The sequence below is a fragment of the Novosphingobium sp. MMS21-SN21R genome (assembly GCF_031846015.1).
Lineage (GTDB): Bacteria > Pseudomonadota > Alphaproteobacteria > Sphingomonadales > Sphingomonadaceae > Novosphingobium.
The window spans coordinates 2,086,231-2,105,481 of record NZ_JAVRDU010000001.1 but is presented as its reverse complement, the minus strand read 5'-3'; the positions used below and the strand labels follow the sequence as shown (position 1 = coordinate 2,105,481).

General features: G+C 61.4%; 15 protein-coding genes. 11 read left to right on the top strand and 4 right to left on the bottom strand.

Annotated elements, in window-relative coordinates; genetic code table 11:
• Nucleotides 1-344: 344 nt before the first annotated feature.
• Nucleotides 345-884: a cytochrome b gene (locus RM192_RS10155; RefSeq protein ID WP_311507420.1), complete on the bottom strand. Its 540-nt coding sequence runs from the start codon at nucleotides 882-884 to the stop codon at nucleotides 345-347.
• Between the two features lie 360 nt (nucleotides 885-1,244).
• Between RM192_RS10155 and RM192_RS10150 the strand changes: the two genes are divergently transcribed.
• The 3 genes from RM192_RS10150 to RM192_RS10140 all read left to right on the top strand — a co-directional run bounded on the left by RM192_RS10150 (nucleotide 1,245) and on the right by RM192_RS10140 (nucleotide 4,240).
• Nucleotides 1,245-1,448, top strand: coding sequence for a hypothetical protein (locus RM192_RS10150; protein ID WP_311507419.1), 204 nt, complete (start codon nucleotides 1,245-1,247; stop codon nucleotides 1,446-1,448).
• A gap of 175 nt (nucleotides 1,449-1,623) precedes the next feature.
• Nucleotides 1,624-3,318 (top strand): hybrid sensor histidine kinase/response regulator, encoded by a 1,695-nt coding sequence (locus RM192_RS10145; protein WP_311507418.1) that lies wholly within the window; start codon nucleotides 1,624-1,626, stop codon nucleotides 3,316-3,318.
• 1 nt (nucleotide 3,319) lies between these two features.
• A complete protein-coding gene (locus RM192_RS10140) occupies nucleotides 3,320-4,240 on the top strand; it encodes a DNA-binding response regulator (protein WP_311507417.1) in 921 nt (306 codons plus the stop codon).
• Nucleotides 4,241-4,300: 60 nt separating this feature from the next.
• Here the strand turns inward: RM192_RS10140 and RM192_RS10135 are convergent, their stop codons facing one another.
• Nucleotides 4,301-4,618 carry a UrcA family protein gene (locus RM192_RS10135; RefSeq protein WP_311507416.1) on the bottom strand — a complete coding sequence of 106 codons (318 nt, stop codon included), beginning with the start codon at nucleotides 4,616-4,618 and terminating at the stop codon, nucleotides 4,301-4,303.
• Nucleotides 4,619-4,880: 262 nt separating this feature from the next.
• On the opposite strand from RM192_RS10135, the gene RM192_RS10130 reads away from it, so the two are divergent.
• The 4 genes from RM192_RS10130 (at nucleotide 4,881) to RM192_RS10115 (ending at nucleotide 10,038) form a co-directional block, all read left to right on the top strand.
• Nucleotides 4,881-5,795 (top strand): aldo/keto reductase, encoded by a 915-nt coding sequence (locus RM192_RS10130; RefSeq protein ID WP_311507415.1) that lies wholly within the window; start codon nucleotides 4,881-4,883, stop codon nucleotides 5,793-5,795.
• A gap of 412 nt (nucleotides 5,796-6,207) precedes the next feature.
• The gene (locus RM192_RS10125; RefSeq protein WP_311507414.1) at nucleotides 6,208-7,608 is read left to right on the top strand and encodes an aldehyde dehydrogenase; all 1,401 of its coding nucleotides are present in this window, start codon (nucleotides 6,208-6,210) and stop codon (nucleotides 7,606-7,608) included.
• A 45-nt stretch (nucleotides 7,609-7,653) separates the two neighbouring features.
• Entirely contained in the window at nucleotides 7,654-8,505 is an 852-nt protein-coding gene (locus RM192_RS10120; RefSeq protein ID WP_311507413.1) for a p-hydroxycinnamoyl CoA hydratase/lyase, read from the top strand.
• 135 nt (nucleotides 8,506-8,640) lie between these two features.
• Nucleotides 8,641-10,038 carry a M20/M25/M40 family metallo-hydrolase gene (locus RM192_RS10115; RefSeq protein WP_311507412.1) on the top strand — a complete coding sequence of 466 codons (1,398 nt, stop codon included), beginning with the start codon at nucleotides 8,641-8,643 and terminating at the stop codon, nucleotides 10,036-10,038.
• Here RM192_RS10115 and RM192_RS10110 read toward each other — a convergent pair.
• On the bottom strand, nucleotides 10,019-10,636 hold the full coding sequence (locus RM192_RS10110; protein ID WP_311507411.1) for a TetR family transcriptional regulator C-terminal domain-containing protein: 618 nt from the start codon (nucleotides 10,634-10,636) through the stop codon (nucleotides 10,019-10,021). The two genes, RM192_RS10115 and RM192_RS10110, sit on opposite strands and share 20 nt — an antisense overlap.
• A gap of 59 nt (nucleotides 10,637-10,695) precedes the next feature.
• On the opposite strand from RM192_RS10110, the gene RM192_RS10105 reads away from it, so the two are divergent.
• Both RM192_RS10105 and RM192_RS10100 read left to right on the top strand, forming a co-directional pair.
• Nucleotides 10,696-11,877 (top strand): aromatic ring-hydroxylating dioxygenase subunit alpha, encoded by a 1,182-nt coding sequence (locus tag RM192_RS10105; RefSeq protein ID WP_311507410.1) that lies wholly within the window; start codon nucleotides 10,696-10,698, stop codon nucleotides 11,875-11,877.
• Between the two features lie 37 nt (nucleotides 11,878-11,914).
• The gene (locus tag RM192_RS10100) at nucleotides 11,915-13,528 is read left to right on the top strand and encodes an NAD(P)/FAD-dependent oxidoreductase (RefSeq protein ID WP_311507409.1); all 1,614 of its coding nucleotides are present in this window, start codon (nucleotides 11,915-11,917) and stop codon (nucleotides 13,526-13,528) included.
• Here RM192_RS10100 and RM192_RS10095 read toward each other — a convergent pair.
• A complete protein-coding gene (locus tag RM192_RS10095; RefSeq protein WP_311507408.1) occupies nucleotides 13,482-14,783 on the bottom strand; it encodes an amino acid permease in 1,302 nt (433 codons plus the stop codon). The genes RM192_RS10100 and RM192_RS10095 overlap by 47 nt on opposite strands.
• A 107-nt stretch (nucleotides 14,784-14,890) precedes the next feature.
• Here RM192_RS10095 and RM192_RS10090 point away from each other — a divergent pair, with 107 nt between their 5' ends.
• Both RM192_RS10090 and RM192_RS10085 read left to right on the top strand, forming a co-directional pair.
• On the top strand, nucleotides 14,891-16,501 hold the full coding sequence (locus RM192_RS10090) for a sulfotransferase (RefSeq protein WP_311507407.1): 1,611 nt from the start codon (nucleotides 14,891-14,893) through the stop codon (nucleotides 16,499-16,501).
• A gap of 125 nt (nucleotides 16,502-16,626) precedes the next feature.
• The gene (locus tag RM192_RS10085; protein ID WP_311507406.1) at nucleotides 16,627-19,239 is read left to right on the top strand and encodes a TonB-dependent receptor domain-containing protein; all 2,613 of its coding nucleotides are present in this window, start codon (nucleotides 16,627-16,629) and stop codon (nucleotides 19,237-19,239) included.
• The last annotated feature ends 12 nt before the right edge of the window (nucleotides 19,240-19,251 follow it).

Here is a 19,251-nt window from a genome sequence, read left to right as displayed (position 1 = left end):
CAAGCCACCAGCGCGCCGGAACCTTTTGCACCGGCCTTTCAACGCACCCTGCTCGCGCTTTTGCGGAAGCGGCGCATGGCCGATCCCCGCGATACCGGGCGACTGTTCATCGAACTCCCATGCTTCCGGGTATGACAGCGCCACCCGTATCGGCAAGCGGTGAATTGGCGAAATAGTGCGTTGCTGCGTCTGGGGGCAGGGCGCAGCCAGGCGAGCGCGTTTGCGCGACTCGCACAGCCCCATCGCCTCGATTGCAGTTGTTTTGCCCATGCCCCACCCGTCAAAACTGACAGGGCCGGTGTAGTGCGCCGCGCTACCAATGTCGGTGAGAATACGTTTGCGCTTCAGAGCATGCGGCGCAACACGTTGTCCCTGATGACAAAATGGTGGTGCAGCGCTGCACCGATATGCAGCACGACCAAGCCCGCCATGAGAAATCCGAGGACTTCGTGACCCTCACCCGCGGCATTCGCAAGTGTCGAGCCCTTGGTAATGGCCAGCTTTGGCCAATCGACCAAACCGTAAATCGTCAGCGGGTATTTGCCTGCCGACGACATGATCCATCCGGTCAGCGGTACAGCGATCATCAGGGCATAGAGCGCGAAATGCGTCACTTTCGCCACAAGGCGCTGGAAATTGCCCATCGCGTCGGGCCAAGCTGGCATCGTCCAGGTCAGGCGCCAGCCAATTCTTGCGAGCGTCAGGAGCAGAATGAGAATGCCGGTGCTCTTGTGGACAGGAATGGGATTCCACATGTCCTCAATGGCCTCGCCGCCGATTCCGCTAATGAGGTTGAACAGGACCATGACCGCGATAAGGGCGTGAAACGTCCGGGCTAACCCATTGTAACGCAGTACTTCTTCTTTGCCAGCAAGCGTTGCCATATCGACCTGATCCTCAAAAGCCATCGACCATGCACGGGAAGGCCGGATTGAGGATCATAGATAGACCGTTTGGCCCCGTCATCATTGTCATGGCACAATTGGTGCGATTGATCGGAAGGTCATAATTGCTGCGTCGGTTCTGCCATGGCACCGCCCGTGCGAGTCGCGACAACGTATTGCGAATCTTAAATAACTGATTTTCCGAGGGAAGTTCGGCGCATGTCGCGCTGTACTATCGGCGAGGCATAATCGGCCCTCGAATCTATGACAGGTGTCCGGAAATCAAATGGGGCAAATGACGTATGCCATGTGCTGCGCTGCAAAATATGGTGTCACCGGAAACTGAACCTGTGAGGGAAAATGACAACGCAACGACTCACTCAAGTCGAACCGGCGGTGGTTCACAAGATGGCGTCGGTCTTGAAGAGCCAGAAGCCCGAAGTGATCCAGAACCATTTCGGGATAGGCCTGAATACATGGGTAAAATTGAGGGATGGTCATGCGATCCGTCACTCTGTGGCGGAACGGCTCATGCAGCGTTTGCAGCGCGATCAGCTGATCTGAAGCCGCGCAAAGCGCCAATGCGCCCTGTACTTTGGCAGGGGGTTGAGTCGCGCGTCATTGCAGTGCACAATCCGTTTGCGCCACATACATAACGAGGGCGCGCGGGGTCACGAGCAATGGTCATTGGCGAAAATGGGCTGGCGCAATCCGCCGGGTTCATCGGCAGCTTGCCTGCATGATACCGATTAACGTCTCGTCGCTCGCTCCCGGCAGGCGCGCGCACGTGGCGTTCCTGCGTTCGCGTTTCGCGCAATTGACCGGGGCACCGCCCGACCGACGTGAGAATGACGGGCGATGGGCATTGCGAGTCTGGTTTATATGCATCATTGCGGCGGTCACGCTGGGCATGATCGCCATGGACGTTGTCGTGCCGGGCGAGAGCCTTGTGCTGCACGTTGCAACCGCGCTTGGGCTTTGCGCAATTCTGGCTTCGTGCCTTGCGTTCATCCCGAGGCGCGAGGTTGCTGGCCCTGACCTGCAGGATTTGACGCGGGAACGAGACGCGGCACAATCCGCCAGTGCGGCCAAGAGCCGCTATCTTGCCAGCGTGAGCCACGAAATCCGTTCGCCGCTCAATGCCATCTATGGTTACGCCCAGCTGGTCGAGCAAGATGCGGCCGTGGCCCCCAAGGATGCTGCGCGAGTGATCCGCCGCAGCGCGGAGCACCTGACCAACCTTGTCGAAGGGTTGCTCGACATCGCCTCGGTTGAACAGGGCGTGGTGCGGATCGACAATACGGTCGTCCGGCTGGGCCCGGTGGTTGAGCAGGTGGCAGAGATGTTCAGGCCAATGGCCGAGCAGAAGGGGCTGACCTTTCGGTGCGAGCTGCCCGGCCGCCTGCCCGAATTCGTGCGCATGGATGTGCGCCGCATCAGGCAGATCCTGATCAACCTCGTATCGAATGCGGTGAAGTTCACGCAAGCCGGTGAAGTGGTCCTTTCGCTGCGCTGGGCGGGTCAGATGGCCACGTTCGAAGTGCGCGATACCGGGCCGGGAATCTGCGAGGCGCAGGCTGAAGAGGCGTTCGCCCCTTATGCGCAGGTGGGCGAACCAAACGACACCGTGGCCAAGGGGGCAGGGCTCGGATTGGCGATCACACGGGCGATCGTTCAGATGCTCGGCGGTAACATGCAGGTCGAGAGCGCGCCGGGCCAGGGCTCGTGCTTTCTTGTCAGCATCATGCTGCCGCAAGTCTCGGGCTTCATCGACCGCGCCGAGCAGGCCCGGCGGCCGACGGGATACGTCGGCAAGCGGCGTTCGATCATGCTGGTTGACGACAACCCCGATCATTTGTCGCTTCTACAAGCGGCGCTGGGCGAGTTGGGCTTCGATCTATCTCCGGCCAGCAGCGGTTCTGCCGCGTTGGCGATGGCAGCGGCTGGAGCATTCGACGCCGCAATCCTTGACGTCAGTATGCCCGGCATGTCGGGGTGGGAACTGGCGTCGCACTTGCGAGCAGCGCATGGCCGCAATCTGGCGATCATGATGCTGTCGGCCAATGCGGAAGAGCGTCACGGTCTTGAACGCAAGGAGGCCGATCACGACCACTTCCTGCTGAAGCCAGTCGATCTGTCCTTGCTGATCGATGCACTTGGGCGGATTCTTGCACTGGAATGGACCTGGCCCGAGCGCGCTGCGGAGTCCCCTGATGAACAGGGCAGGCAGGGCATGCCGCTCACTGCACAGGCGCGTGACCACGTCGACCGACTGAAATCGCTTGTGCGCATTGGGCACGTGCGCGCATTGGAGAGCGAAATTCGCGGCCTTGAGCTTGCGGACCCCGGTTCTGGCGTATTGGTGGCGCGGCTTTTCGATTGCCTAGACCGGTTCGATCTGGCCGCCATGACGCGAACGCTGGAGGAATTGTGAGATGAGTGGCGGCAGCGCGCGGCGCGATACGGTTCTCGTCGTTGACGACGAGCCGGATTCGCTGCGCTTCCTCACCGATACGCTTGAGAGCGCCGGGATAACTGTGCTTGTGGCGATTTCGGGAAATGCTGCACTGGATCTGCTCGACCACGTGGTACCTGACCTTATTCTGATGGACGCGGTCATGCCCGGGATCGACGGGTTTGAGGCGACGGCGCGGATCAAGGGACGACCTTCGCTCGCCCATGTGCCGGTGGTGTTCATGACCGGCCTGACCGAGAGCGAGCATGTCATCGAAGGCTTCGAGGTTGGCGGCGTCGACTACTTGCGCAAGCCGGTGAATGTGCACGAACTGATGGCGCGCGTGCGCGTGCATATTGGCCACGCCCGCGCGATGCAGGCAGGCGCGGCGGGGCTTGATGCCACGGGCCGCCTGATGATGGCGACAGATACGCGCGGGCTGCTGCTGTGGTGCACGCCGCTGGCCGAACAGGCGATCAGCCGCGTCAGCCCGGAATGGGGCCGCGAGAAGGGCACCTTGCCCGATGCCGTGCGCGGCACGGTTGAGCGGTTGCTGGTGCGAAGTTCGACGCAGGGCGCCTCGGCCAAGATCGACCGCGGCGAGACGACGCTCGAACTGGTGATCATCTCGCAATATCGTGAGAACGAGGTGCTGATCCGCCTCAATGAACTCAATCCGAAGGCCGACGTGCTCAAGCTGCAACAGCGGCTGTCGCTGACTGACCGTGAGGCAGAGGTTCTGTTGTGGATCAGTTACGGCAAATCGAACGGCATGATTTCAGAAGTGCTGCTGATCAGCTCGCGCACCGTGCAGAAGCATCTTGAACGCATTTATGAAAAGCTGGGCGTAGAGACTCGCGCCGCTGCCGCCGCCATGGCGATCAAGGTCCTGGGTGGTTGAATCGAAACGCCGGGCGAGAGGGTTGAAACATCCTCAACGCCCGGCGCAAACCATCATCGGTCAGCGGTTGCGCGCAACTGTCTTGCGCTTGGCTGCGCTGGCCATTTTCTGTACGGACGGTTCGACGCTGGCAATCGCGGCGCGGCGGCACTGGTAATCCGGCAGCGTCGTCACAATCATGCGGTCGGACGGGTCGCAGGCTTCGGCAGCCGCCTCGGAAATGCGCGCGCGCAGCTTTTGCACGTCAGCGCGCTGGCTGAGGTCAAGGCCCTCGGAAGATACCGAGATGGCGACGGTTTCGGCAGAGCCTGAGGCAAATGCCATCTGCGGTGCAGACAGCAAGCCGACCGCTGCAGCGGCGGCAAATAGCGTTTTCATGTCATACTCTCCTGCATTTTGTCTTTTTATCGCGGGCCGATTTGTTGCCCTTTTTGTCGGACCTATGGGTTTTCCCGATTGTTCCTGATCCGTGCATAAAAATAGGACGTTCGTTCAGTAAGCGCAAGGGGTGAAAGCCCCAAAAGCCACGGTTTCCCGTGGCTTGCGATTGTGCTTTGCAGCATTCGTATGCGATCGGTGGCCACCGCGGCGCGGTGCCACTACAATCTCGGCATCCAATTTCTGCCAAGGTGCCACCCATATGTCCGCACTTCCGGTTATCCCGGCTTCTCGTCCACTTGGGCAATCCGGATTGAAGACTTCAGCACTGGGCTGGGGCATGTGGCGCCTTGTCGACAGTGGTCTTGATGCAGCGGCGGTGGACCGGCTCGCCCGGACCGTGCTCGACGCCGGGATCACCCTGTTCGACACGGCGGATATCTACGGCTTCGATGGCTCTGGAGGCTTTGGCGCGGCAGAAGCTGTGCTGGGCGAGGTTCTGGCCGCTGATGCTGGGCTGCGCGACAGGATTGTGCTGGCAACCAAGGGGGGCATTCGTCCGCCAGCCCCATACGACCAGTCTGTAAAGTACCTGAACGAGGCTATTGATGCGTCCCTGCGCCGCCTGCAGACGGACAGGATCGATCTGTGGCAGGTCCACCGGCCCGACATCCTGACGCATCCGCAGGAACTTGCGCGAACACTCGACGATGCCGTGGCGTCGGGAAAAGTGCGCTCTCTCGGCGTATCCAATTTCACGTGCAGCCAGATCGACGCGCTGCAGCATTTCCTCGGACACAAACTGGTGGCGACCCAGCCAGAAGTGAGCGTCCTGCGCACCGACTGCGTGGAAAACGGTGAACTCGATCAGGCTATGAAGGGCGGGCTTACCGTGCTGGCTTGGTCACCACTTGGCGGTGGGCGAATCGCTGCGCCGGAAAACCCACATGAGAAGGCTGTGGCAGCAGCGCTCGATCTTGTGGCCAACGCGCAGGGCATTTCGAGGACGGTGGCGGCTTTGTCGTGGCTGATGGCGCACCCAGCCGGCATCGTTCCCATTGTTGGGTCGCAAAAGCCGGAGCGCGTGGTTGAAGCCATGGCCGCGCAGTCCGTTCAATGGACGAGGCAGCAGTGGTACGCAGTGTTTGTGGCGGCCCGGGGAGAGGCGCTGCCGTAGGCTGTTTGCACTGCCCAGCGCCGTATCTCGGACAAATTCCAATGCTCGCGGCTTGCGAGCAAAAAAGGGGCCGCACCGTTGCCGGGGCGGCCCTGAATAGTTTGGGAGAGGATGCCTGAAAGGCCTCACCGAGATGGTCGGTCGGCAGTTCTTTCGCAAGTGCGAAACGCGACAATGTGGTTGCATATACTGCAACTGACGGGATCGAGACAAAGGATTTTCCTGCCGATCGCTGCTGTTTGTCTATTTTCTACAATACCATAATGGCAGCTTTGACACCCCGGTGGAGCGACCCGAAATTTGTCCCAACGTGCAGTAACTGCACTTTTGGACAGGGTCGGTGTGCTTGCGATCGCCTGTTGCGTGCCCAACCCAAGATTGCTATAAGGCATAACATATTGGGAGAGATGTGATGTTGTTCGAACGGATCAATCCGATGACCGGCGCTGTGGCTTCGCAAGCCGAAGCGATGCAGGCCGGCGATATTCCTGCAATTGCCGCACGCGCCGGTGCCGCATTTCCGGCTTGGGCAGCCATGGGCCCCAACGCGCGCCGTGCCGTTCTGATGAAGGCCGCCGTGGCGCTTGAATCGCGTGCCGATGCCTTTGTCGAAGCGATGATGGGCGAAATCGGCGCGACCAAGGGCTGGGCGCTGTTCAACCTCGGCCTTGCTGCGTCGATGGTGCGCGAAGCCGCCGCGCTGACGACCCAGATCGCCGGTGAAGTGATCCCCTCGGACAAGCCCGGTTGCGTGGCGATGGCGCTGCGTGAGCCGGTCGGCGTCATCCTTGGCATTGCGCCGTGGAATGCCCCGATCATCCTCGGCGTGCGCGCGATTGCCGTGCCGCTCGCTTGCGGCAATGCCGTAATCCTCAAGGCATCGGAGCAGTGCCCGCGCACGCACGCACTGATCATTGAAGCGTTCATGGATGCAGGCTTCCCCGAAGGCGTCGTCAACGTGGTGACCAACGCCCCCGCCGATGCTGCTGATGTTGTCGGCGCGCTGATCGATGCCAAAGATGTGAAGCGCATCAACTTCACCGGATCGACTGCGGTCGGGCGGATCATCGCCAAGCGTGCAGCCGAAAATCTCAAGCCTTGCTTGCTGGAACTGGGCGGCAAGGCACCTTTGATCGTGCTCGACGATGCCGATCTGGACGAAGCCGTCAAGGCGGCTGCCTTCGGCGCGTTCATGAACCAGGGGCAGATATGCATGTCTACCGAGCGGATCATTGTGGTCGACGCCATCGCCGACGATTTCGCCGCGCGCTTCAAGGCAAAGGTCTCGACACTGGCCGTAGGTGACCCGCGCGAGGGTACGACGCCGCTCGGTGCGGTGGTCGATGCCAAGACGGTGGCACATTGCGAGAGCCTGATCGCCGATGCCGTGGCCCACGGCGCGCAAGTGCTGACCGGCGGCAAAACCACGCACAACGTGCTGATGCCGGCACATGTCGTCGATGGCGTGACGCAGGAAATGAAGCTGTTCCGCGACGAAAGCTTCGGCCCGGTCGTGGGTATCATTCATGCCCGCGACGAAGCCCACGCAATCGAACTGGCGAACGACACCGAATACGGCCTGTCGGCTGCCGTGTTCACGCGTGACACTGCACGCGGACTTCGGGTTGCGCGCCAGATCAAGTCTGGCATCTGCCACGTTAATGGACCGACCGTGCATGACGAAGCGCAGATGCCTTTCGGCGGCGTCGGCGCATCCGGTTACGGGCGCTTTGGCGGCAAGGCGGGCATCGACAGCTTCACCGAACTGCGCTGGATCACAATGGAAACCCAGCCCGGACACTTCCCGATCTAAATCACTTCCCGATCTGATTTTGAATTCATCCCGAGAGGACAGACCATGACTGAACAGAAGATCGAGCGCGCGGAAGAAGATACCGTCGCTTTCACCGTCGAAAACGGCATCGCCTGGGTGAAGTTCAACCGCCCCGAGAAGCGCAACTGCATGAGCCCCAAGCTCAACCGCCAGATGGGCAAAGTCATTGCGGATCTCGAATTTCGCGATGACGTGAAGGTGCTCGTGTTGTCGGGCGAAGGCGATGCGTGGTCGGCCGGTATGGATCTCAAGGAATACTTCCGCGAGACGGAAGCCGAAGGCCTGGGCGCAATCCGCAAGGCGCAGCGCGAAGCCTATTCGTGGTGGGGCCGTCTGCGTTGGTACGAGAAGCCCACAATCGCCATGATCAACGGCTGGTGCTTTGGCGGCGGCTATGGACCCTTGTTCGGTTGCGATATCGCCATCGCTTCGGAAGATGCGCAGTTCGGCCTGTCCGAAATCAACTGGGGCATCCTTCCGGGTGGCGGTGCGTCGAAGGTTGCGGCTGACCTGATGCCGCTGCGCAAGGCCGTCTATCACGCGATGATGGGCGAAAACCTGACCGGCAAGCAGGCCGAGCAGCAGGGCCTGGTGACCGAAGCCGTGCCTGCCGACAAGCTCAAGGCGCGCGTTCTCGAAATCGCCGAGGCGCTGTGCAAGAAGGATGGCCACGCCCTTCGTGCGACGAAGTGGGCCGTGCGCCGCGTCACTGAAATGACCTACGACAATGCCGAGGACTACCTGATCCGCACTCAGGAAGCGCTGCACAACTTCGGCGGCGTTGAAGCGCGCAAGGAAGCGACCCGTCAGTTCCTCGACGAGAAGAGCTTCAAGCCCGGTCTTGGCACGTTTGACACCAGCAAGATCAAGCGCTGATCCTGCAGCAAAACTTTGAGTGGTTGGAGGCCCCGGTCGCGTAAGCGGCTGGGGCCTTTTCCTATGCGGTTCAGCGGAAAAGTTGTTGCCAGTGCAAAGGCATGAGGCCAGCGTTACGGCAAAGGAGTCGCAAACATGGGTCTCAAGTTCCGTTTCATTCTCGTCGCTTCGGTGGCGCTTTCCGTTCCGGCGGTGGCCAAGGATGCAAACTATCCCAAGGCCGAGGCGCAGACGCTGGATCTGGCGCAGAAGGCCATCGCCATCCGTTCGGTGCGGGGAGAGGGCAACCGCACGGCGGACGTGGCAAAGCTGTTCGGTGATGCCCTGATTGCGGGGGGGTGGAGCGCCTCGGACATCGAGATCATGCCGGTGGATGATACCGCATACCTCATTGCGACATGGAAAGGCAGCAACGCAGCGCTGAAGCCGCTGGTGATTTCCGGCCACATGGACGTGGTGGAGGCCAAACGCGAGGACTGGGAGCGCGATCCGTTCGTGCCGGTCGTCGAGAACGGCATCCTGTTCGGGCGCGGCGCGAGCGACATGAAGTTCGATGGCGCGCTGGCGTTGTCCACCCTCATCGAACTGCGCCGCCAGGGTTACAAGCCCAGGCGCACCATCGTCATCGAGTTTTCCGGCGACGAGGAAACCACGATGAAGACCAGCGCGATCATCGCCGAAAAGCTCAAGAACGCGGAACTGGTGATCAACGTCGATGGCGGCGGCGGAGCGCTGGATGAAGCTACCGGCAAGCCGCTCTACTGGACCTGGCAGGGCGCGGAAAAGACGTATGCCGATTACCGTCTTGAAGTGACGAACGCCGGTGGGCACAGTTCCGCGCCGCGCCCCGACAATGCCATCGTGCAACTTTCGCACGCGCTGGCGAAAGTCGGTGCCTACAAGTTCACGGCCGAGCAGAACGACATCACCAAGGGCTATTTCGAAAAGGCCGCGGCTTTCACCGAGAAGGCTGAGATTGCGGCCGCTATGCGCGCGTTCGCAGCCAACCCGGCGGATGAAAAGGCGCTGGCGACTTTGCGGGCCGACCCATCGATGGTGGGCAAGGTGGGCACGACTTGCGTGCCGACGATGCTCGGCGGTGGGCACGCGGAGAACGCGCTGCCGCAGCGCGCTTGGGCGAACATCAACTGCCGCATATTCCCCGGCCATTCCAAGGAAGCGATCATGGCCGAACTGGGGCAGGTGGTCGGCGATCCGGCGGTGAAGATTACTGACGTCACGCTGGGGTCAGTGGCATCGCCAGCCTCGCCGCTGCGCGCCGATCTGATGAGCGCGGTGACCAAGGCAATGGCCAAATCCTATCCGGGTGTAGCACTAATTCCGTCACAGGCATCTGGGGCATCGGATTCGATGTGGTTCCGCGCGGTAGGCGTGCCGAGCTACGGGCTTAGCCCCGCGTTCTCGAAGGATTCGGAAGACTTCTCGCACGGCTTGAACGAACGTACCCGTCTGTCGAACATCCGGCCGGGCATCACCTATTATCTGAGCCTGATCACCGATCTTTCGAAATGATCGTGGCGAGGTAGCGGCGGGCTATGTCCCGCGCTTCCTCGGGCGTGAAACAGCCAGGCGAGAGGCACAGTTCCAGCCACAGCCCGTCGACCATCGCGGTTATGCCGATGGCGGCGTGGTGGCGGCCTGTTTCGGGCAGGCCGCAATCGCCTAGCAGGGCTTCGAGCCTCGCACGGTAACCTGCGTATTGTTCGTCGTGCTGGCGGGCGATGTCCTTGCGTGCAGTGACGAGGCTCCAGAACGCGATCCATGTGGCGAGCAGTGCCGGGTCGGCTATCGGCGGGGCGAAGCTGGCAGTGACGAACGCTTCGAGCCTGGCGCGCGCGTCGGAGCCTGCGTTCGCTAAGGCATGGTCGAGCGCTTCCGCCACTTTTCCGTCAACGTGATCATAGGTGGCGGACACCAATGCATCGACGCCGCCGAAGTAGTGCCCGACCAGACCCACTGAAACGCCGGCTTCCTGCGCAATCGCCCGGACACTTGCTCCTGCCGCGCCGACGCGGGCCAGCACGCGCCCGCAAGCCTCGATCAGGCTGAGCTTTCGCGCATCGGGTTCGGCGCGACGAAAGGCGGGGGAAGGGGCGCTCGCATTGCTCACTTGAACATTCTGCCTGTTGTTGTACGATCGTTCAACAAGCAATTGTGGATTCGGCAATGATGGGCGATCTTTCCGGCGCGCTCCGGCACATTTCATCGGATGCGCCCGATCCGGACGCGGACTGGAGCCTGCCGGGCTGGCTCTATACCGATCCGGAATATTTCGGTGTGGAGATGGAGCGGGTGATCCGCCCTTCGTGGCAGATCGTCTGCCATGAGAGCGACATTGCCGAGGCGGGAGAATACCGCACGCTCGATTATCTCGGCGAGAGCGTCATCGCCATGCGCGGTGACGATGGCGTGATCCGGGCTTTCGCCAATGTCTGCCGCCACCGTGCGATGCGTTTGGTCGAGGGGCCATCGGGCTGCGCGAAGAAGCTGGTCTGCCCCTATCATGCATGGACGTTTGAGCCGGACGGGCGACTGTCGGGCGTTCCCATGAAGGCGGATTATCCGGCATTGAAGCTGGAAGAAAACGGCCTGGCACCAGTGTCGGCCGAAATCTGGCGCGGGTTCGTGTTCGTGCGTCTGGTTGATGCCGGCTTCCCCTCGGTTACCGAAATGATGGCGCCGTTCGACGAAGAAGTTGCGCCCTACCGCTTCGAGGACATGCGCAGGATCGGCGACGTGAACCTGCGCAAACGGGCGGTGAACTGGAAGAACGTCGGCGACAACTATTCGGACAATCTGCACATTCCGGTGGCACACGACGGTCTGACGCGCATTTTCGGCAAGTCCTACGAGATTTCGAACCACGGCTGGGCCGACCGCATGAAGGGCGATCTGGTCGACAAGCCGTCGGCCAATTTCTGGGAGCGGTTCTATCAGGCGCATTTGCCCGAGGTGCCGCACTTGTCCCCGCAAGCGCAGCGGCGCTGGCTCTATTACAAGCTGTGGCCAAACATGGCCTTCGATATCTATGCAGACCAGATCGATTTCATGCAGTGGCTGCCATTGACCCCGACGACCACCGTGCTGCGCGAGATGTGCTTTGCACTGCCGGATGAGCGCCGCGCAATGAAGCTGGTGCGCTATGCCAACTGGCGGATCAACCGCGTGGTCAACAAGGAAGACACCTGGCTGATCGAGCGCATACAACAGGGCATGGCCTCGGCTAGCTATGGTGCCGGACCGATCGGGCGGAGTGAAGTGTGCCTGCGCAGTTTTGCGCGCAAGATCCGTGCGATCACGCCCGAGGCAAGAGCGCATCATGCGCCGCCTGCAGGGTGGTCGAAGTCATAGAAGTTCAAGGAAATATGGGTTTTCTGGGAGCAATCGCATGACCAACCGTTACGACGCCATCATCATTGGCGGGGGGCACAATGGCCTGACTTGCGCTTTTTATCTCGCCAAGGCGGGGATGAAAGTGCGCGTGCTGGAGCGGCGTCACATTGTCGGTGGTGCGGCGGTGACCGAGGAGTTTCATCCCGGATTCCGCAATTCAACCGCGAGCTACACTGTCAGCCTGCTGCGGCCCAAGGTCATCGCGGACATGAAGCTGCACGATTATGGCTACCGCGTGATCGAGCGGACGATCAGTAACTTTTTCCCGTTCCCCGATACCTACCTCAAGCTGGGCGGCGGACCGGGGCGCACCGAGGCCGAGTTCGCGCGTTTCTCCAGGAAGGATGCAGAGGCCTATCCGAAGTATGACGCGGCGCTGGAGAAGGTCGCCAATGTGCTGCGCGACATTTCGTTGCAGACGCCGCCCAATGTCGGCGGCGGGCTTGCGGCGCTGAAGTCTGCAGCCATGCAGGGCTGGCCGCTGGCCAAGTTGGACATTTCCACGCAGCGCGACCTGCTCGACATCTTCACCAAGTCAGCGCGCGATTTCCTGGATGGCTGGTTTGAGGACGATCACGTGAAGTCGGCCTTCGGCTTCGACGCTGTGGTAGGAAACTTTGCTGGCGTTTCGACGCCGGGGTCGGCCTATGTGTTGCTGCACCACGTGTTCGGCGAAGTGAACGGAAAGCTCGGCGCTTGGGGCCATGCGGTCGGCGGCATGGGCGCAATCACGCAGGCGATGGCGCGGGCGTGCGAAGATGCGGGCGTCGAGATCAGTCTTGAAGCGCCGGTGTCCAAGGTGCTGGTCAACAACGGCAAGGCGGCCGGCGTGAAGCTGGAGGGCGGCGAGGAGCTTTACGCGCCAATCATCGCCGCAAATGTCGGCCCAGCGATGCTCTACCGCCAGATGGTCGATTCCAGCGATCTGGACGAGGATTTCAACCGCCGGATCAAGAGCTACAAGACCGGGTCGGGCACGTTCCGCATGAATGTGGCGCTGTCAGAGCTGCCGGACTTCACCGTGCTGCCGGGCAAGGACCTGGCCGAGCATCATACGGCGGGCATCATCATCGCGCCGGGCATGGACTACATGGACCAGGCCTTCATCGATGCGCAGCAGCATGGTTGGTCGAAGAAGCCGATTGTCGAGATCAAGATCCCAAGCACAGTCGACGACAGCCTCGCGCCTCCCGGGCAGCATGTGGCGAGCCTGTTTTGTCAGCAGTTCGCGCCCGAATTGCCGGACGGCAGATCATGGGACGATGCCCGCGAAGAAGTGGCTGACCTGATCATCGATACGGTCACCGCGCACGCTCCCAACTTCAAGGGCAGCGTGATCGCGCGGCAGATCCACTCGCCGCTGGACCTTGAGCGCAAGTTCGGGTTGATTGGCGGCGACATCTTCCATGGTACGATGGGGCTGGACCAACTCTGGGCCGCGCGTCCGGTTCTGGGCCACGGCGACTATCGTTCGCCGATCAAGGGCCTCTACATGTGCGGGTCGGGCACACATCCCGGCGGCGGCGTGACCGGTGCGCCGGGGCATAATGCTGCTGCCGAGATCATTCGGGACCGGTCAATGGTGTGGCGCTTGCTGCATCGCGCCTGATCAAAAGATACACCGGCAGCCCGAGCGCAATGAACCCTGCGCCATAGGTTAGGGCCTCGGTCCCGAGGCCCCACGCTGCCCATGCGATGAATGTCGCCCCCACAAGCGCGGCGGCGATGAGCAAGCGCTCGTCGGGCAGAAGGCGTACGGCGGCCAGCATCGCGATGAAATATGACAGCATACCGGCAGCGAGGCTGACCGAGGCGATGAACGCGAACAGATCGCCCATACCGCGTCCGTAGTTCAGCAGGGTGACGATGCTGAGCAGGATGCTGGAAACCACATGCGACCGGACCGGAGTGCCGCGCGGCCCTTCGGCGGCGAACCAGCGCGGAAACACGCCGCCACGCGCCATCGCCCATGGCACTTCGCCCTGCAGCAGAATGAAGCCGTTCAGGGTGCCGAACGCGCTGATCGCCGCAAACAGCGCCACGATCTGCCCTACGCCCGAGCCAAAGAACCGTGCGAGGAAATCAGCAACGGGGGCTGGCGACGCAGCAGCCTCGGCCAAGGGCATGTAGAGCGCAAATGCGCCCGAAATGCCCATGTAGATGAGGCCGGTCACAGCTACCCCGATCAGCGTGGCGCGCGGGACGACCGTGCTGGCGTTTTCCACTTTGTCGGCAGGGACGGTGGCGGACTCCAGCCCGAGAAATCCCCAAAACGTGAGCCCGGCCGCCGCTGCGACCATGTTGCCACTTATCGGAACAGGAGTCTGGTCGACCGTCGGCGTGCCCGAAAGCAGCATCCACAGCGCCAGACCGATCAGCCCGGCGAGTGGGACCAGCTTAATCACCGTGGTTATCAGCGACACGTCGCCCGCAGCACGCACGCCCCTGATGTTGACCCATGTCAACAGCCACACGAAACCCACAGAGAGCACTGCAGGCACCCCCGGGGTGGTTCCGATCCAAGGCAGGATCAGGCTGAGATTGCTGACCAGCGCTACCGCCACCGCGCCGTTGCCCGCCCAGCACATCGTCCAGTACGACCATGCCGTGACAAAACCCGGTATTGGCCCGAACGCAGCCTGCGCATAAGCATAGGGACCGCCTGACAGCGGAAGCCGCGCGCCCATCCGCGCGAAGCTGGCGGCAAGGCAAAGCGCGCCGCCCAAGGTCACCGCCCAGCCGACGATCTGATTAAGTCCAAGCGGAGCCAGGGTGGCGGGCAGGATATAGATGCCTGACCCGATCATGTTGCCCACGACCAGCGCTAGCGTCATCCAGAAACCAAGCTTGCGCGCTTTGCCCATCAGGCTGTTCTCCCTCCGCACAATCGCTCTGCACGAACAGAAGAGCGCGGCATTTATCGAAGACTAACGCTTGATTGACGCGCGTCACCATGTTTGTGATGCGGGCAATGGCCAACGTCACCACGCCCGCCCGCAGAATCGCTTCGTCTGCCTATGATTCGCGCCTTGTTCGCGCGGCAGTGGCGATGAACGAGAATGATCTGCCCACCGCCGAACCACTGCTGCGCGCGCTGCTCAAGGAAGATCCGTTCGATGTCCGCGCGATACGGCTCTTTGCCGAACTGGCCGGGCGGATCGGGCGCTATCAGGATGCTGAGCACCTGCTGCGCCGCGCGATCGAACTTGCCCCGCAGTTCACGCCTGCTCGCGCAAACCTTGCGCTGGTGCTCTACCGCACCAACCGCGCTGCCGAAGCGCTTGAAGAACTGGCCAAGGTCAGCGCCGACGATCCCGAGAACATCGGTCACGCCAATCTTCAGGCCGCAGCCTATGGCCGCATCGGCGAATTCGACGAGGCCCTGGCGCTTTACGAACTCGTGTTGAGACAGGCGCCGAACCAGCCGCGCGTCTGGATGAGCTTCGGTCATATGCTGAAGACCGTGGGGCGGCAGGCTGACGGCGTGGCTGCCTATCGCCGGGCGATTGAACTCCTGCCCAGCCTCGGCGAGGCGTGGTGGAGCCTCGCAAACCTGAAGACGGTGCACTTTTGCGATGCCGATATTGCTGCGATGGAAGCGGCGCTTCAACAAGCAGACATTGCGCCCGAGGATCACTGGCATCTCGATTTCGCGCTCGGCAAGGCGCACGAGGATCGCGGCGAGGCAGAGGCGGCATTCCGGCATTATGCTGCAGGAAACGCCTTGCGAAAAATACGGTTGCCCTATCAGGCTGCGGATATCACCGCGCAAGTTGACCGCAGCATCGCTGCGGTCACGCCTTCTCTTGTCGCAGGACTCGCGGGCAGGGGCTGCGACACAACAGGACCGATTTTCGTACTCGGTATGCCGCGCGCCGGGTCCACGCTGGTCGAGCAGATCCTTGCCAGCCATTCGATGGTCGAAGGCACCAGCGAACTTGCCGATATCGGCTTTCTGGCACGCACGATCGAAAACTATCCTGCCGGGCTGAGTGCGTTATCTCCGGAAGCTCTGCGTGACCTTGGCGAGCAATACTTCTCGCGAACGCGCATTCAGCGGCACACCGACAAGCCGTTGTTCGTGGACAAGATGCCCAACAACTGGATCCACGTTCCCTTCATCAAGCTGATCTTGCCGAATGCGAAGATCGTCGATGCGCGCCGCCATCCGCTGGGGTGCTGCTTCTCCAACTTCAAGCAGCACTTCGCGCGGGGTCAGGGATTCAGTTATTCGCTCGAGGACATGGGCACTTATTACCGCGACTATGTGCGGGCCATGGCCCATTTCGACCGTGTGCTGCCCGGCGAGGTCCACCGCGTGATCTACGAGCGCATGGTCGAGGATACAGAGGCTGAAGTGCGTGCCCTGCTCGGCCATTGCGACTTGCCGTTCGAGGAAGCATGTCTCGCTTTCCACCGGACCGAGCGCGCAGTGCGCACCGCGAGTTCCGAACAGGTGCGCCGCCCAATCTTTCGTGAAGGTACCGAGGGGTGGAAGCCTTTCGAGCCGTGGCTTGATCCACTCAAGCAAGCACTCGGCGATGTGCTCGACGCCTATCCCGATACCCCTGCCACCGCGTGAATGACATCGTTGTAAATTGGCCACGCATCCGACTTATCAATAGTTGCCCTTTGCAACCGTCTTGACGGCGGGCTTGGCAGAAGCGCAGCATAATGCCGCACAGAAACATGAGGGTGGGTTCTGAAATGCGTCTGAACAAAGCACGTTTCTCGCGTCTACTGCTGCTTGCCGGCACCGCGATCAGTTTTCCGGCAATGGCGCAGGAGGCGCAGACCGACGCGGCCGATGCCGACCCCAACATCATTATCGTCACCGCGCAGAAGCGCAGTGAAAACCTGCAGAACGTGCCGATTTCGATCCAGGCGCTGGGTACGCAGAAGCTTGAGCAATTGGGCGTTGCCAGCTTCACCGATTATGCGCAGCAGTTGCCTTCGGTCACCTTCCAGGCGTTGGGCGGAACGCCGGGCACCAACGTTGTCTATATGCGCGGCGTTGCCTCGGGCGGCGATGGCAATCACTCAGGCTCGCTGCCATCGGTCGGCGTTTACCTCGACGAGCAGCCCGTCACGACCATCGGCGGCAACCTTGATGTCCATATCTACGACATCGCCCGCATCGAAAGCCTGTCCGGACCGCAGGGCACCCTGTACGGTGCTTCGTCGGAAGCAGGCACGATCCGCATCATCACCAACAAGCCAGATACAACCGGCTTTTACGGCAGCGTTGATGCCGAGGTGAACACGGTCAACAAGGGCGGTGAGGGCTACAAGTTCGAGGGCATGTTCAACGCCCCGCTCTCGTCGATGGCGGCGCTGCGCGTGATCGGCTATTATGTGCGCGACGCGGGCTATATCGACAACGTCCCCGGCACGAGGCGTTTTCTCGGCACGCCGATCCTCGATGCGAACGACCAGTATGCCGGCAACCTGAACGACGGTATCGTCGTGAACAACACAGCCTTCGTAAAGAAGGACTACAACTACACCGACACGTACGGCGGCCGCGCCGCGCTCAAGGTCGATCTGGACGACAACTGGACGGTCACGCCGCAAGTCATGTACCAGAAGACCAAGAGCCGTGGCTCCTACGGGTTCGACCCTTCGGTGGGCGATCTGCAGGTGCAGCATTTCTTCCCCGAATTCCGCAACGACGAGTTTGCGCAAGCCGCGCTGACGATCGAGGGCAAGCTCGGCAATTGGGACCTGACTTATTCGGGCGCCTATCTTGACCGCAAGACCTTCCAGTCGTCGGACTATACCGACTACGCCGAAGCTTACGACGCGCTCTATTCGAACTATACCTCCGAAGGCACGTTCTACTGCAGCGGCCTTGCCGGTTGCTTTGCCTATCAGAACGCTGCCGGCGCAACGATCGATCCTCGCCAGAAGGTGATCGGCACGGACCACTTCCGCAAGCTGAGCCAGGAACTGCGCATCGCCTCGCCTGCCGACCAGCCGCTGCGCTTCGTGGGCGGACTGTTCTATCAGCGCCAGTCGAACGAAATCCATCAGGACTACCAGATTGCAGGCCTCGCCTCGAACCTGTCGGTCAACGGTCATCCCGGCACGCTGTGGCTGACCGAACAGAAGCGCGTCGACAAGGACTACGCTGCGTTTGGTGAGCTGAGCTATAGCGTGACCCCGACAGTCACCGTCACGGCGGGCGGTCGCTACTTCAAGTACGACAACTCGCTGATCGGTTTCTTCGGCTTTGGCCGCAATCCGGGCGCAACTGGCCAGTATGACGGCAGTCCGCCAAATGCAGCTTTCTCGAACCGCACCGGCGTGGCGCAGTGCTTCACTACTGCGGGCGAGCGTCTCTATGACCGCAATAGCGATACGTATAGCTCATCGCGCACCCTGCTCCCCGCAGCGGTAGCAGGTGGTCCTTGCACCAATCTTGCGGTCTTCGAGAATGGCTCGCTCAAGCCAGTGCGCACCAAGGATGATGGCTTCACCTATCGTTTCAACGCGACGTGGAAGCCCAACAGCGACCTCATGGTCTATGCCACATGGTCGCGCGGTTTCCGTCCCGGCGGCATCAACCGCCGCGCCGATGTCGATCCCTACAAGGCGGACTTCCTGACCAACTATGAGTTGGGCTTCAAGTCCACGTTGGCGAACGGTCTGGTGCGGCTGAATGGCGCGGTTTATCAGCAGAACTGGAAGGACTTCCAGTTCGCCTTCCTCGGCGCGAACAGCTTTACTGAAATCCACAACGGCCCGAATGCTCGGATCCGCGGGTTTGACATGGACGCCTCGATCGGCCGTGGTCCGTTAACCGTTAACCTGTCAGCAGCTTATACGGACACGAAGACGCTGCAAAACCTGTGTCTGTTCGACGATCCGACCTTTACCTGCACCGCGCCCGGCCCGGACGGACAGACCAACCTGATCTCCGCGCCGAAGGGTTCGCGCCTGCCGATCACGCCCAAGTTCAAGGCGAGCGGCACGTTGCGCTATGTTGTTCCAGTTGGTGATGCCAAGGCGCACTTCCAGCTCAACGGGACATATCAGGGATCGGCCTCGTCTGACATTCGCACGGCGATCTACGAAACCTTCAGCGGCAACGTTATCAGTCCGGCGGCGCAACTTGGCGACCTCGAAGCTTTCGCCACGGTCAACGCGACGGTCGGTGCGGATTGGGACAGCTACTCGGTCGAACTGTTCGTCTCGAACATCTTCGACGAGCGCGGCCAGCTTTCGCGCTTCCAGCAGTGCGGTTCGTGCGGCCAGCGGCCCTATATCGTGCCAACCACGCCGCGCATGTTCGGTGTGAGGGCTGGAGCGAAGTTCTGATCCGAAAAAGCC

Excerpts from the sequence above, each read along its gene's own strand:
- RM192_RS10085 (WP_311507406.1), top strand. The coding sequence starts at position 16,627 with ATGCGTCTGAACAAAGCACGTTTCTCGCGTCTACTGCTGCTTGCCGGC.
- RM192_RS10155 (WP_311507420.1), bottom strand. The coding sequence starts at position 884 with ATGGCAACGCTTGCTGGCAAAGAAGAAGTACTGCGTTACAATGGGTTA.
- RM192_RS10115 (WP_311507412.1), top strand. The coding sequence starts at position 8,641 with ATGGGTCTCAAGTTCCGTTTCATTCTCGTCGCTTCGGTGGCGCTTTCC.
- RM192_RS10150 (WP_311507419.1), top strand. The coding sequence starts at position 1,245 with ATGACAACGCAACGACTCACTCAAGTCGAACCGGCGGTGGTTCACAAG.
- RM192_RS10135 (WP_311507416.1), bottom strand. The coding sequence starts at position 4,618 with ATGAAAACGCTATTTGCCGCCGCTGCAGCGGTCGGCTTGCTGTCTGCA.
- RM192_RS10090 (WP_311507407.1), top strand. The coding sequence starts at position 14,891 with ATGGCCAACGTCACCACGCCCGCCCGCAGAATCGCTTCGTCTGCCTAT.
- RM192_RS10130 (WP_311507415.1), top strand. The coding sequence starts at position 4,881 with ATGTCCGCACTTCCGGTTATCCCGGCTTCTCGTCCACTTGGGCAATCC.
- RM192_RS10095 (WP_311507408.1), bottom strand. The coding sequence starts at position 14,783 with ATGGGCAAAGCGCGCAAGCTTGGTTTCTGGATGACGCTAGCGCTGGTC.
- RM192_RS10105 (WP_311507410.1), top strand. The coding sequence starts at position 10,696 with ATGGGCGATCTTTCCGGCGCGCTCCGGCACATTTCATCGGATGCGCCC.
- RM192_RS10120 (WP_311507413.1), top strand. The coding sequence starts at position 7,654 with ATGACTGAACAGAAGATCGAGCGCGCGGAAGAAGATACCGTCGCTTTC.
- RM192_RS10145 (WP_311507418.1), top strand. The coding sequence starts at position 1,624 with ATGATACCGATTAACGTCTCGTCGCTCGCTCCCGGCAGGCGCGCGCAC.
- RM192_RS10125 (WP_311507414.1), top strand. The coding sequence starts at position 6,208 with ATGTTGTTCGAACGGATCAATCCGATGACCGGCGCTGTGGCTTCGCAA.
- RM192_RS10140 (WP_311507417.1), top strand. The coding sequence starts at position 3,320 with ATGAGTGGCGGCAGCGCGCGGCGCGATACGGTTCTCGTCGTTGACGAC.
- RM192_RS10100 (WP_311507409.1), top strand. The coding sequence starts at position 11,915 with ATGACCAACCGTTACGACGCCATCATCATTGGCGGGGGGCACAATGGC.